This is a genomic window from Solibacillus sp. FSL K6-1781 (genome assembly GCF_038630735.1).
GTDB lineage: Bacteria > Bacillota > Bacilli > Bacillales_A > Planococcaceae > Solibacillus > Solibacillus silvestris.
Genome location: NZ_CP152038.1, coordinates 3,063,769 through 3,076,503, shown reverse-complemented (window position 1 = coordinate 3,076,503; position 12,735 = coordinate 3,063,769). Strand labels below are relative to the sequence as shown.

The 12,735-nt window shown below is 36.8% G+C and carries 15 protein-coding genes and 1 pseudogene; 11 read left to right on the top strand and 5 right to left on the bottom strand.

The genetic code is table 11. From position 1 onward, the window contains the following. The first annotated feature begins 63 nt into the window (after positions 1 to 63). From MHH37_RS15520 to MHH37_RS15505, 4 genes are all read left to right on the top strand, one after another. Entirely contained in the window at positions 64 to 1,167 is a 1,104-nt protein-coding gene (locus MHH37_RS15520; protein ID WP_342573681.1) for an HD-GYP domain-containing protein, read from the top strand. A gap of 41 nt (positions 1,168 to 1,208) precedes the next feature. Then, positions 1,209 to 1,979 carry a sporulation protein YunB gene (gene yunB / locus MHH37_RS15515; protein ID WP_008408660.1) on the top strand — a complete coding sequence of 257 codons (771 nt, stop codon included), beginning with the start codon at positions 1,209 to 1,211 and terminating at the stop codon, positions 1,977 to 1,979. Positions 1,980 to 2,092: 113 nt separating this feature from the next. Next, positions 2,093 to 3,004: a lipoyl synthase gene (lipA, locus tag MHH37_RS15510; protein ID WP_008408659.1), complete on the top strand. Its 912-nt coding sequence runs from the start codon at positions 2,093 to 2,095 to the stop codon at positions 3,002 to 3,004. Between the two features lie 154 nt (positions 3,005 to 3,158). Continuing rightward, a complete protein-coding gene (locus MHH37_RS15505; RefSeq protein WP_008408658.1) occupies positions 3,159 to 3,506 on the top strand; it encodes a YutD family protein in 348 nt (115 codons plus the stop codon). A 39-nt stretch (positions 3,507 to 3,545) separates the two neighbouring features. Here MHH37_RS15505 and MHH37_RS15500 read toward each other — a convergent pair whose 3' ends face one another. Continuing rightward, on the bottom strand, positions 3,546 to 3,812 hold the full coding sequence (locus MHH37_RS15500; protein WP_008408657.1) for a DUF3055 domain-containing protein: 267 nt from the start codon (positions 3,810 to 3,812) through the stop codon (positions 3,546 to 3,548). Between the two features lie 91 nt (positions 3,813 to 3,903). Between MHH37_RS15500 and MHH37_RS15495 the strand changes: the two genes are divergently transcribed. After that, the gene (locus tag MHH37_RS15495) at positions 3,904 to 4,356 is read left to right on the top strand and encodes a DUF86 domain-containing protein (RefSeq protein ID WP_339195550.1); all 453 of its coding nucleotides are present in this window, start codon (positions 3,904 to 3,906) and stop codon (positions 4,354 to 4,356) included. Further along, a complete protein-coding gene (locus MHH37_RS15490) occupies positions 4,356 to 5,120 on the top strand; it encodes a TIGR01457 family HAD-type hydrolase (RefSeq protein ID WP_342573680.1) in 765 nt (254 codons plus the stop codon). Before MHH37_RS15495 ends, MHH37_RS15490 begins: the two co-directional genes overlap by 1 nt. Positions 5,121 to 5,146: 26 nt before the next feature. On the opposite strand, the gene MHH37_RS15485 is transcribed toward MHH37_RS15490, so the two are convergent. Then, a complete protein-coding gene (locus MHH37_RS15485; RefSeq protein ID WP_008408654.1) occupies positions 5,147 to 5,386 on the bottom strand; it encodes a YuzB family protein in 240 nt (79 codons plus the stop codon). Positions 5,387 to 5,656: 270 nt separating this feature from the next. Here MHH37_RS15485 and MHH37_RS15480 point away from each other — a divergent pair, with 270 nt between their 5' ends. Next, positions 5,657 to 6,724: an NAD(P)/FAD-dependent oxidoreductase gene (locus MHH37_RS15480; protein WP_342573679.1), complete on the top strand. Its 1,068-nt coding sequence runs from the start codon at positions 5,657 to 5,659 to the stop codon at positions 6,722 to 6,724. A gap of 97 nt (positions 6,725 to 6,821) precedes the next feature. On the opposite strand, the gene MHH37_RS15475 is transcribed toward MHH37_RS15480, so the two are convergent. Further along, on the bottom strand, positions 6,822 to 7,154 hold the full coding sequence (locus MHH37_RS15475; protein WP_342573678.1) for a YuzD family protein: 333 nt from the start codon (positions 7,152 to 7,154) through the stop codon (positions 6,822 to 6,824). A gap of 28 nt (positions 7,155 to 7,182) precedes the next feature. On the opposite strand from MHH37_RS15475, the pseudogene MHH37_RS15470 reads away from it, so the two are divergent. Continuing rightward, positions 7,183 to 7,475, top strand: a pseudogene (locus tag MHH37_RS15470) (NifU family protein). Between the two features lie 52 nt (positions 7,476 to 7,527). Here MHH37_RS15470 and MHH37_RS15465 read toward each other — a convergent pair. Continuing rightward, on the bottom strand, positions 7,528 to 8,220 hold the full coding sequence (locus MHH37_RS15465; RefSeq protein WP_342573677.1) for a DUF2225 domain-containing protein: 693 nt from the start codon (positions 8,218 to 8,220) through the stop codon (positions 7,528 to 7,530). Between the two features lie 211 nt (positions 8,221 to 8,431). Between MHH37_RS15465 and MHH37_RS15460 the strand changes: the two genes are divergently transcribed. Next, a complete protein-coding gene (locus MHH37_RS15460; RefSeq protein ID WP_008409036.1) occupies positions 8,432 to 8,806 on the top strand; it encodes an iron-sulfur cluster assembly accessory protein in 375 nt (124 codons plus the stop codon). Positions 8,807 to 9,131: 325 nt separating this feature from the next. Further along, on the top strand, positions 9,132 to 10,898 hold the full coding sequence (locus MHH37_RS15455) for a methyl-accepting chemotaxis protein (RefSeq protein ID WP_342573676.1): 1,767 nt from the start codon (positions 9,132 to 9,134) through the stop codon (positions 10,896 to 10,898). A 140-nt stretch (positions 10,899 to 11,038) separates the two neighbouring features. On the opposite strand, the gene MHH37_RS15450 is transcribed toward MHH37_RS15455, so the two are convergent. Continuing rightward, a complete protein-coding gene (locus MHH37_RS15450; RefSeq protein ID WP_342573675.1) occupies positions 11,039 to 11,236 on the bottom strand; it encodes a hypothetical protein in 198 nt (65 codons plus the stop codon). 267 nt (positions 11,237 to 11,503) lie between these two features. Between MHH37_RS15450 and MHH37_RS15445 the strand changes: the two genes are divergently transcribed. Next, on the top strand, positions 11,504 to 12,715 hold the full coding sequence (locus tag MHH37_RS15445) for an EAL-associated domain-containing protein (protein ID WP_342573674.1): 1,212 nt from the start codon (positions 11,504 to 11,506) through the stop codon (positions 12,713 to 12,715). The last annotated feature ends 20 nt before the right edge of the window (positions 12,716 to 12,735 follow it).

Here is a 12,735-nt window from a genome sequence, read left to right as displayed (position 1 = left end):
CTTCCAAAACCCCCTTTCCAATTATATAATGAACGTAATAGTAGAATGGAGAAATAAATATAGATGCGATTAATATCGATAAATGTTTTGAAAGAAGGTATGGCGGTCGGCAGGACTATCTGGAATGAAGCCGGCCATCCACTGCTTCACAAAAACGTCGTTGTAACAAGCCGAATTATTGAAAGACTGCGAGAGCTGAATATTCATTATTTATACATTGATGATAAACTATCAGCAGGAATTGAAATAGAAGAAACGATTGCTCCGTTAAAAAGAATGGAAGCCGTAAAAAATATGACTAAATCATTCGAAAATGTAAAAAAAGCTAAACGGGATCAGGCATCCTATGTACTGGATCAACAGTCCAAAGTGATTGGCTTAATTGTCGATGATATTATGAATGCCATCGTAAATAGCGAGGAAGTATTAATGGTGCTGACAGATGCGTATTTATATGATAAATATATTTATCAGCATTCATTCCAAGTAGCACTGTATTCAATCGCAATTGCTAAAGAAATGGGCTATTCTTACGAAGATATACGATTAATTGGAATTGGGGCAATTTTACATGATGTGGGGAAGCTGCTTATTTCACCTGATATTTTACTAAAGCCGGGCAACTTAACGGATGAAGAATATGAAGAGATGAAGAATCATGCACGCTACGGATTTGATTTATTACGCAACTTACATTCAGTATCATTGCTCGTAGCACATTGCGCTTTCCAACACCATGAACGAATCGATGGAAGCGGTTATCCACGGGGGATTATTAACAATGAAATTCATCCGTTTGCAAAAATCATCGCTGTTGCAGATGTATTTGATGCATTGACATCGAATCGCATTTACCGAAAGAAAATGTTGCCTTCAGAAGCGATTGCAATCATTGACAAAGGTGATGGGAAGCTTTTTGATGCAAAGGTAATGGAGGCATTCAGACGGAGCGTAGTCCACTATGCAAATGGTACAATTGTGTTGCTCACAGATGGCCGACGTGGAATTGTATCGAAGCAAAATCTTGTTGATGTGACACGACCTTGGATCCGTATTTTCCAAGAAAACGGCAAAATGCTGGGCGCTACATATGAACTATGTTTAAGTAATTACCCGACAGTCGATATTAAAAAAGTTGATGTGGATTTTGAGGGAAATATTGAATAAAAAATCTTTCTTCTCATATTTTATGGGAAGGAGGATTTTTTTTGCGTTTTCGTAAAAGAAAGTGGAATTCCTATGGCAGGAAAAAAGGCAAAATGCATAATGTCGTAACGATCGTCATCGTCAGTATTATCGGCATGGTTTGTCTTAGTATATATGTCATGAACGGCAGATTAATGCCAACCTATTTGCAGTACGCGGAAGTTCAAACGCATAAAGTAGCTTCGTATGTCGTGAGTAAAGCAATTAATTCCAGAACATCGAGTGTACTTGATGTAAATGATGTCATCGTTGATTTACCCACACAGTCAGACGATATGATTACGACAAAATTTAATACGGAAATAATTAACCAAGTGCGTGCAGAAACGACAACATTAGTAAAAGAGTATTTAGAACAGGCCGAAAATGGAGATTTATCACATTTGCCAAATTTGGAAAATGTGGAATATGACGTAGGTAAAATGGAAGCAGGAGACGGAATCGTATTTTTCGTACCGTTAGGGCAGGCATTAAACCTTCCGATTATCGGAAATTTAGGACCTAAAATACCGATTCGCTTTCACATTATTGGTAATGTAAATAGTAATGTAGAGTCAACAGTAAGTGAATTTGGCATAAATAATGCAATTGTAGAAGTAAATTTACTGATTGGTGTTAATGTCCAGATTATTGTACCATTTGCCAGTAAGTCTGCATCGGTCGAACAGAAAATCCCAATTGCAATCGGTTTAGTAAGAGGGACAGTGCCGCATATTTACAGTGCAGGTGAAGGAGCACAGCCGTCTATTGAAGTACCAATCCCTTACGAATAGTAACTTAATTATGATAAATTAAAATAATAAGAATACTCTGTTGTTGGAAAGTAGTTAATATGATAATCTGACATCAGAAACATCGTAGCATTTGAGTGAGGGGAGTAAATGACATGACATCTTGTAAACCAACTAATCCGAGGGAAGAGCACTTACGCAAACCAGAGTGGCTAAAAATTAAGCTAAATACCAATGACGAATACAAAGCATTAAAAAAATTAATGCGAGACAATAATTTGCATACGGTATGTGAAGAAGCTCGCTGCCCGAATATTCACGAATGCTGGGGCGAGCGTCGTACAGCAACAATGATGATTTTAGGTTCTGTATGTACGCGGGCATGTCGTTTCTGTGCAGTTAAAACAGGATTGCCTAATGAATTGGATTTGGCGGAACCGGAACGCGTTGCAGATTCCGTTGCGTTAATGAACTTAAAGCATGTTGTTATTACAATGGTAGCACGTGATGATCTGAAAGACGGGGGTGCGGAAGTATTGGCGGAAACGGTGCGTGCAATTCGCCGTAAAAGTCCGTTAACTTCTGTTGAAGTACTACCATCCGACTTAAGCGGCCGTGAAGAAAGTTTACGCATTCTGATGGATGCAAAGCCGGATATTTTAAACCATAATATCGAAACAGTACGCAGTTTGACACCACGTGTTCGGGCAAAAGCGACATATGACCGTTCACTGGAATTTTTACGCAGAGCAAAAGAAATGCAGCCAACTATTCCGACAAAATCTTCTTTAATGATTGGCTTAGGAGAAACGTTAGAGGAAATTTATGAAGTAATGGATGACTTGCGTGCAAACAATGTTGATATTATGACAATCGGTCAATATTTACAGCCTACGAAAAAACATTTGCCAGTAAAAAAATATTACTCTCCGATCGAGTTTGGCAAGCTGCGTAAAATCGCTATGGAAAAAGGCTTCAGTCATTGTGAGGCAGGTCCATTAGTACGCAGTAGTTACCATGCGGATGAACAAGTGAATGCAGCAAAACAATCAAGTGTTACATTGTAGAAAATAGACGTTCAACTTATTTTGGCGAGTATAATAATACTTGCTGAAAGACGGACTATAGCTGATTTCACCATATTTACCTACAAAATTTGTTGTGAATATTGCTTTCATCTTCAATATTCATTAACATGGAAATAGATAGGTGGTGTCTAGTTTGATTATTGCAGATGGGTATGCTTATGAAGTGATCGAAAATGTGCGGGAAGGCTTTCAAGAAGATGCATTTATCGCACGATACTCAGATATATTGACGAAATATGATTATATTGTAGGGGACTGGGGTTACGGTCAGCTACGTTTAAAAGGATTTTTTGATGACAAAAATCAAAAATCCACGTTTGATACAAAAATTAGCACGATTCAAGACTATTTGTATGAATATTGTAATTTTGGATGCGCCTATTTTATAGTTCATAAAACAGGCCGTGCACCAGAGCAAAAGAAGGAACCAATAATCGCACAACAAACTGAGGCAGAAGAGCCAGTGGAAACAGTTGAATAACGAACAAAAGAGGAGGCGTTGTATAGCGCCCCCTCTTTTTTAGCTTAATAGTTCACGCAAGTATTCTCGTAAGTCTTCCGTCTCTTCTTCTGTACGGTTATATACATGCTCTAAATAACCTGGCTCTTCCACATCATCAGCTCCAATGATGGCAAAACGCCCAAACTGAATATCAAGGACGAGCACTTTTCCAAAAAAGCGACTACTTTGTAATATGGCTAAATCATAACGCTGTGTTTTTCCGGCAAAGCTGACGAAGCGCGTTTTTGTATCTTCTACATCATCATATAAGAAAAATCTTTCCATTTTGTTTTGTACCCCTTCCATCTCTAAAGAATATGGTACTATATAAAGGAAAACACTATCAACTTTTATTGATTGAATGGAGGCTTTATCTATGTACTTCGTAGATAGAAATAAAATTACAAACAACTTAGCACACTTGGACGAATTATTGGCGATCTTTGAATCGACAGAAAACTGGTTGGCAGATGATATTCATAAGCTGGCATTACAGCGTATCGGCCATAATGTAATGGAAGCGATGATGGATGTAGGAAACCTGGTGATTGACGGTTTTATTATGCGTGACCCTGGAAGTTACGAAGACATTATCGATATTTTCGTTGATGAAAAAGTGATTACAGAAGAGATGGATGCACCATTAAAAGCGGTTGTCGGCTTACGCAAAATGATCGTTCGTGAATTTATCGCTGTAGATAGTGAAGAAATTTTAAATGTATTAACAGCAAACTTAAATATACTAAAGCAATTCTCACCAAAAGTTCACGATTACTTAACGAATGAATTAGGACCAGTTTCAGCATTCTTACCAGAGGATCAGGCATAATGTTCCCGTATAAAGCGTATTGCTTTGATTTGGATGGGACAATCTATCGTGGGAAAGAAGTGATCGATTCTGCCGTAAAATTTGTTCATTTACTGCAGAGCGAGGGAATTGAGCCATATTATTTAACGAACAATTCATCGAAAACCCGTGAAAGACTGCAGCAAGTTTTACAAGATATTGGCGTGGATGCACCCCTTGATCATATTTATTCAAGTTCACTTGCAACGGCAGCCTATGTTGCAAAAATGAGTAGTAATAAAAAAGTAAATGTAGTAGGTGAATTGGGTATTCGTACTGCTTTAATCGAGCAAGGATTAGAAATTACCGATGAACAAAGCGATGTTCTTGTAATGGGCATTGACCGTCAAATCTCGTATGAGAAACTTGTAAAAGCATGTGACTATGTCCAGAATGGCGCACAGCTTATTGGAACAAATGGCGATATTAAATTTCCGAACGAAACCGGTTTTACTCCCGGGAATGGATCATTTGTTCAATTAGTTGCAAATGTATCCGGAGCTACACCGACCTTTGTTGGGAAACCATCACCGGTAATGCTGCAAATCATTGCTGAAGAGCATCACTTTGAAAAGAGTGAAATGGTCATGGTCGGGGACAACTATGATACCGATATTTTGTGTGGGATAAACTTCGGTTGTGATACAATTCATGTCAATACGGGTGTTACGCCTACTGAGATTGTAAAAAAACAAGCAAAGTTGCCTAATTATTGTGTAGAAAATTTGTTGGAACTTATTAAATAAACAAAAAGAAATCCGGTGTGGGTCGTTTACCACATCGGATTTTCTTCTATATATTCATAAATGCGCTTCGTCAGCTCTTCTGGAGTATCCGCCTCAACTATATCCCCGTTCACAACAGCATAAAAGTTTTCGGCACATTTTGTGCAGTAGCTTAAGCAGCCATATTCCAATACATCAATATCAGGATCTTGCTCCAGTTGTTCATATGTTTGTTGCGCACCATTTGCTAAATTACTAATGCAAAATTCGACTAATGGATTTAACATGTTGTCACCTCACTATTAGCAATCCTACTTTTTTTTGCTGCGAACGTCAATTTCTCTGATTTAATAACTTTCGGCTAATGTTTGAAAATCCTTGCAATCCTTTATAATGAAAGGGCATCATTAACTTATGTGAATTTATTCACAAAATATCATTTAATATATTGTGAAACTTATCACAAACAGTTATAATACTTATGGAAACTTTGTGAACACAATTATGATGCCTAGCAGCTTCGTAATTGATTACTTACAGATATGAGGGAATATGCTATGCAAAAGTTAGTATTATTAGGTGGCGGATACGGAAATATGCGAATTTTACTTCGTCTATTGCCAAGCTTACCAGCGGATGTAGAAATTACATTGGTTGATCGTACACCATTCCATAGTTTGAAAACAGAATTTTATGCACTTGCTGCAGGTACATCAACAGATAAGGAAATCCGAGTTGCATTTCCGGAACATGAGCGCTTAAAATGCGTTTACGGAGAAGTAGTACGTATCGACCGTGAAGATAAAAAAATTTATTTAGGTGACGGCGAGGAGCTTTCCTATGACCAGCTTGTTATTGGTTTAGGTTGTATTGATAAATACCATGGAGTGCCGGGTGCCGATGAATTCACATATAGTATTCAAACAATCGCCAAATCACGTAAAACTTTCGAAAAAGTATGCGGATTGGCTCCAGGTTCGACGGTTGCCATTATTGGTGCAGGTCTTTCAGGAATCGAGCTTGCGAGTGAACTACGTGAAAGCCGTTCTGATTTAAAAATTAAATTATTTGACCGTTCTCACCGTATTTTACGTGATTTCCCGGAAAAGCTAAGTGAGTATATCAAGTCCTGGTTTATTAAACATAACGTCGATGTAATCGCAGAATCGAATATTACGCGCGTTGAAGAAGGACGTTTATACAACCATGATGAAATAATTGAAGCTGACGTAATCGTATGGACAGCTGGTGTACAGCCTGTGAAAATCGTTCGTGAACTGGATGTTGAAAAAGATAAATTCAATCGTCCGATTATAACGGATCATTATCATGTAGTTGGGGATGAAAATGTATTTGTAGTTGGAGATTGTGCTTCTTCACATTTACCTCCAACAGCGCAATTGGCAGAAGAGCAAGGCGAACGTATCGTTAAAGTTTTAAAAATGCGCTGGAAAGGCGAGCCGCTTCCAGAAAAGCTTTCAGAAATCAAAATGAAAGGCTTTATGGGCTCCCTTGGGAAAAAGCAAGGCTTCGTTCATCTGGCGGATACAACTGTAACAGGACGCATTGCACGCCTTATGAAGTCGGGTCTGCTTTGGTACTACAAAAAGCAAAACGAAAACTAAAAATTGATCATCCCTGTAAAGGAATTCAATTTGACTTTAAAACAAAAAATTCAATTTCCTCGAGGAGAAAATTGAATTTTTTGTTATGTTAATATTTTTACTCTTCAGTTGATACAAAGCCTGCCGATTCTAGCGCTGTAAATACAGGCTTAATCTGCACATAGCCTTCACCAACTACTTCATCATTTACTAAAACTAAAGGGTAGAAAAATTCATCTTCTTGAATACGGTTTGCATAATCTTGATCACGTTCATTATCAATTACACCTTCAATATCGATATAGCGGATAGTAAACGGCTGTTCCGGATATTTTCGTGAAATTGCAGCTTGGAGCCATTCATATGTATCTTTGGAAGATGGTGCATTTACACAGCTGGCACAGATGATGTCAGCGCCGAATACTTCTATAACTGGATGAGATTGTGACATAGGAATTCCAACCTTTCGTGATTCAATAATGGATTTTTTTGCTCCTTCACATTATAATGATTTTAATGAAGGGAGTCGAGCAAAATGACAGAAACAGAACAATATGCACAAGTACAAGAAGTTTTAGATAAATTACGTCCGTTTTTATTACGTGACGGCGGAGACTGTGAATTGGTAGATATTGAAGAAGGTATCGTAAAATTGCGTTTATTAGGCGCATGCGGTAGCTGCCCAAGTTCTACAATCACATTAAAAGCAGGTATCGAACGTGCTCTTTTAGAAGAAGTGCCGGGTATCGTCGAAGTAGAACAAGTTTTCTAATTCAAGACTACAGAGCTGCCAAGAAAGTTTTTACTTACTTGGCAGCTCTTTTTTATTGGGCTATTTTACCGCGCTCTTGACGAACTAATTCCCATTGCTCTTTTGCCATATTAACGAGTTTAGCTTCTCCGCCTACACGTTGATTTTCAATTACTCGTGAAAAGAAGCGTGTTGCATTTTCATAATCCCCAAGGCGACGGGACAACTCGGCGATCATATACACTATCCGTACACTGGACATTGTTGTGCCAGCATAATCTTCCGTCGAATAGCTTTCCATATAATGATCGCGTGCCAGTTTTAAAAAGCGCTGTTCCTGTGTATTATTTTTTAATGATCGATATAACCACGCCAACCGCAATGCCAAGCCTGATGTAATAACAAATTTTTCTTTTTTTATTGTTGCGCAAAACAATGCCAGTTTGTATGTTTGAATGGCCTCAAAAATAGAACGCTCATTACTGAAACTGTGCGGTACCCAATGACTGCAAATTTTTTCATTGACTTGTTCTTTCACACCTGGAGCAAAATATTTACTGAAGTCTTCCGTAAACGAAAACCCACAATGCTGACAAACAAATACATTATAATATAATGCATTCACGTAATTGTCTGTATAGACTGGTTGAAAGTCGGATTCTGTATGCTCTATTTTTATGGACTTGGTACGAACTTTTAGTGTAGAAAAATTTTTCTTGCAATGAATACAGTTCACTGTCTTTTCGTAAAATGGGGAAATTTCCATAAAGGTTCATACCTTTCATTTAATTATGTTCCTTTATTATAGCAAGGAAAATTGAAAAAATGTGATTAATATACCGAATTGATGTGAAATTTTTAGGTATTTTTTCCTTGAAAGTTTTTACTCAATGCAGGAATATAATCAGGTAGAGCAGTTTTGTTGTCAGATAGGTTTTACAATTGATATGATAAATAAAAGAAAGTAGGTGACTGGAATGGCAAGTGAAAAACAAGTAATCATTTTAACAGAAGCGGCCTCATTTCAAGTCAAAGAAATGATGGTTCAAAACGAAGAAGAAAATGCGAGCCTGCGTGTAGCCGTAAAAGGCGGAGGCTGTAGTGGTCTTTCATACGGAATGGCATTTGAGCAAACAATTAATGATGACGACTTCGTAGACAGCCAACACGGCATTCAAATTATCGTATCAAAAGAAGATGCGGGTATTTTACAAGACACGAAAATCGATTTTAAACAATCATTAATGGGCGGCGGTTTCACAATCGACAACCCGAACGCACTTGCTTCATGCGGCTGCGGCACAAGCTTTAAAGCGGCAGCACGTCCGGCAGTAGAGCAACCATGTGAATAATGGATTGTGAATAACAAGTCTCCTTGATTTGTGATGTTATTAAACATGACAAATCAAGGAGGCTTTTTTTGTGCTTAAAAAAGAAAATAAACATCTGAAAGAGTGTATTATGTAAAAATATGTTGGATTAAGTAAAAATTTAGGTTAAAATAACATTCGGGAATCAAAAATAGTACTTTTTTCCATGTTTTTTTATTGTGGAGAAGTAATTAATACTCTTCTTTGGGGGGATTTTAATAGTCAATTAATGCTATAAATAGGGAAATTTAATTAGTTGCAAGACAAAATGAAATGATAGTTCTATAAATACAAGGGGTGTATATTAATGAAAAAACAAGCTAAATCTAAACCTGAATTTCACTCATCTATTAAATCAAAATTAATTGGAATTTCTATTTTACTATTGATAGTTCCAATGATAGTAATAGGAATGACAAGTTACCAGAAAAGCTCTACCAGTTTAGAGCAAATAGGCAAAACAAACTTACAAAACAGTGTTGAATTTACACTTGCAACAATTGAAGCATATAATTCGGAAGTTTTAAAAGGAACTATTTCCCTTGAAAGTGCTCAAGAGAAAGTAAAGGAGATTATTCTAGGTGAGAAGAATGGGGATGGGACCCGAAATATTAATGCTTCTATAGATCTAGGTGAAAATGGCTATATGATAGTGTATAGTCAAGAAGGAACTCGAATTGCGCATCCATCTAAAGAGGGTGCTAGTGCATGGGATGATGAGGATGAAAACGGTATAAAATTTGCTCAAGAGATGATTAAAATAGCCAATGACGGCGGTGGTTTTACTTTTTATAATTCAGCATTACCAAATAATAAAGAGCAAATTGAAGAGAAGGTTTCCTATTCGAAAGTTGATCCAAACTGGGATTGGGTAGTGACTGCCAGTACCTATATGATGGATTTTAATCAGCCTGCTACTGAGTTGTTTAATATTATTCTTATTGTTAGTGGTATTTCAATCATTTTAGGGGTTATCATCATTTGGTTCTCTGCAAATCTAATTACTAAACCAATTATAAAAGTAACTGAACAGATGGGTTATCTTGCAGATGGTGATTTAACGAAAGAATTATTGCTAATTAAATCAAAAGATGAAATAAGTAGATTGGCAGATGCTATGAATTTATTACATAACAATCTTAGAAATTCAATGAAAAAAGTTTCCGAAACTTCAGAGACATTAACTAGTCATAGTGAAGAACTATCTCAATCTGCCGATGAAGTGAAAATGGGATCAGAACAAGTGGCATCTACTGTTCAAGAATTGGCTGCTGGTTCTGAAACACAGGCTAATAATGCAAGTGATTTAGCTTCGGTAATGAATACTTTTGTAGAAACAGTCCAAGAGGCAAATGAAAGTGGGTTACGAATAGAAGGAAATTCAAAAGCCGTTCTAAGTATGACCAATGACGGAGCAGAGTTAATGAAACAATCGATTCAACAGATGGAAAAAATTCATTCCATTGTAAATGAATCCGTCGAAAAGGTTGCAGGGTTGGATAAGCAATCACAGGAAATATCTAATCTAGTTACCGTCATTAAGGATGTAGCGGATCAGACAAATCTTCTTGCTTTAAATGCTGCTATTGAAGCTGCAAGGGCTGGTGAACATGGAAAAGGATTTGCAGTAGTTGCTGATGAGGTAAGAAAACTGGCTGAACAAGTATCCAATTCTGTAACAGATATCACAGGAATTGTAGACAATATACAAAAAGAAACTTTTATTGTGTCTGACTCACTAAAAGTTGGGTATAAAGAAGTCGAACTCGGGAAAACACAAATTGAGTCAACGGGAGAAACTTTCGAAGGAATTAGTGTTGCTGTAACTGAAATGGTAAATAGTATTACAACTATCGGTAAAAATTTATCAGAAATCTCAGCAAGTACACAGGAGATGAACAATTCTGTTGTAGAAATTGCATCAGTATCTGAAGAATCTGCAGCGGGCATTGAACAAACATCCGCTTCTGTTCAACAAACAAGCAGTATAATGGAAGAGGTGGCAGGAAGTTCGAAACATCTTGCCAATTTAGCTGAAGAACTTAATACATTAGTAAGAGAATTTAAACTTTAAATTTATTTAGCATAAAAAAACACAAAGCGACCAACAACGATTTATTCTCGTTGTTGGTCGCTTCTTTGTGTTCTCTCTGATAGTTATATGTAGTAAATAAAAAACTGCTTTTATATTACGGAACTTACCGATCAACCTATTTATGAATCTGAACCAATATCATCTATCAGCATTTTTCTTAACTCTCGTTTTCGCTTAATATGCCAAATTAATCCTTTGGTTAACTGCATTTTAACTTCAATATTATCAGTATTAGTGATCAATATTCGTAATTTCTTAGTGCGTACCTTATGGAGCCGTATTTCCTCTAAACATTTCCTTCTCTCCAGCTCATCCAAGTAAGCACCTCATTTAGTTTGCTTAACTCTAACATAACAGGAATACGTTTGCATTATTAAATTTTATTTATATAGTATCATCCGACTTAGGGTGTCCCTTTTGTATTTAAAATGAAATTTTTTTCACTAACGTATGAAATTTAATTATTTTAACTATTAAAACTTATATTTCCTATAAAATAACTATGTTTTAATATGTCGTTTTGTATTATTATAAGGTTTGAATTATTATAGAGTTATCACCATACTGCTAGGGGGCTTTTTTAAATGAGTGTTTTAGAATTACTGGATAAGCTAGATCAAATCGAAATTTTATATGAGCCAATCTATAGTGCAGATGGACATCGCATCGTAGCTTATGAAGCGATAGGCCAAGTGGAAAGTGAAAATGAAAAAGAAATGATTAATATCGAGCAGTTTACATATGAAAAGGACGTACCAGCAGATATTAGAGCAGAAATTGAGCAAATCTTTGTCCGCAGATCATTACAAAATGTTGCTCATTTAATTGATGATGTCGGTTTATATATCCCATGCAATCCCGAACTGCTTTTGCTGGATTTTGGAGAAAGTTATTTTTCGATGCTGAAAGAAACAGTTGCTGAATCGAATCTTCCGAATATTACGTTAGTCATGACGGAACATCTTTTTGAGGGGGAGTTGAACCAGCTTCAGCATTTAATTCGATATATCAAAACATACGGAGTTAAAATTGCATTGGCAGATGTCGGCTCGCAAACTCAGCTTGAAAATATATTACTACTCGAACCTGCTATTCTTAAAATCAATGTTGGTCAGTTGAACTACAATTTGTGGGGTTCGCAAAACCATGCGTTTTCAACTATCCGAACACTCGCTGTAAAGATGGGTACGCAATTATTAGTCGAAAATATTGAAACGGTGTACCAGTTACAGCATGGATGGAAAAACGGGACTCGTTATTTCAAAGGCCCTTATTTGCAACTGCCGCATAAGGAGCTGCAAGTGCGCGATTCTTTAAAAGAACGTTTCCGCAAAGAGTGTGAGCAGTTTATAGCAACGGAGAAAAAGCTGCTTCTGCATAAATATGAGGAAATGAAGCGTCTTGAACGGACAATTTGTTCAACAGTCGAGCAGATCAATCCTTCCACTTCACAAATTGATAAACTAATGCAGCTGGCAAAGGCTTTGGAAAAATGCGCGTTTCGTATTTATATTTGCGACAGTAATGGTTTCCAAACATCTCCGAATATCCGTTGGAAAGACGAACAATGGGAAAAGCAAGAAGAAATTATCGGAAAAAACTGGAGCTGGCGTCCTTATTTCCTGTTGAACATTATTAAAATGACAAAAGACAATAAAGGCGAGCTGTCCTCTGTATACAGTGATATTGAAACAGGCGAGTTGACACGAACATATTCAATGGCCATTTCGAATGAAGAATTTTTGTTCATTGACATTAAATACGATTATTTATATGAATATAATATTGTAAATTGACGGAACGTATCATATCCATT

Excerpts from the sequence above, each read along its gene's own strand:
- MHH37_RS15520 (WP_342573681.1), top strand. The coding sequence starts at position 64 with ATGCGATTAATATCGATAAATGTTTTGAAAGAAGGTATGGCGGTCGGC.
- lipA (WP_008408659.1), top strand. The coding sequence starts at position 2,093 with ATGACATCTTGTAAACCAACTAATCCGAGGGAAGAGCACTTACGCAAA.
- MHH37_RS15500 (WP_008408657.1), bottom strand. The coding sequence starts at position 3,812 with ATGGAAAGATTTTTCTTATATGATGATGTAGAAGATACAAAAACGCGC.
- MHH37_RS15495 (WP_339195550.1), top strand. The coding sequence starts at position 3,904 with ATGTACTTCGTAGATAGAAATAAAATTACAAACAACTTAGCACACTTG.
- MHH37_RS15490 (WP_342573680.1), top strand. The coding sequence starts at position 4,356 with ATGTTCCCGTATAAAGCGTATTGCTTTGATTTGGATGGGACAATCTAT.
- MHH37_RS15485 (WP_008408654.1), bottom strand. The coding sequence starts at position 5,386 with ATGTTAAATCCATTAGTCGAATTTTGCATTAGTAATTTAGCAAATGGT.
- MHH37_RS15480 (WP_342573679.1), top strand. The coding sequence starts at position 5,657 with ATGCAAAAGTTAGTATTATTAGGTGGCGGATACGGAAATATGCGAATT.
- MHH37_RS15475 (WP_342573678.1), bottom strand. The coding sequence starts at position 7,154 with ATGTCACAATCTCATCCAGTTATAGAAGTATTCGGCGCTGACATCATC.
- MHH37_RS15465 (WP_342573677.1), bottom strand. The coding sequence starts at position 8,220 with ATGGAAATTTCCCCATTTTACGAAAAGACAGTGAACTGTATTCATTGC.
- MHH37_RS15460 (WP_008409036.1), top strand. The coding sequence starts at position 8,432 with ATGGCAAGTGAAAAACAAGTAATCATTTTAACAGAAGCGGCCTCATTT.
- MHH37_RS15455 (WP_342573676.1), top strand. The coding sequence starts at position 9,132 with ATGAAAAAACAAGCTAAATCTAAACCTGAATTTCACTCATCTATTAAA.
- MHH37_RS15445 (WP_342573674.1), top strand. The coding sequence starts at position 11,504 with ATGAGTGTTTTAGAATTACTGGATAAGCTAGATCAAATCGAAATTTTA.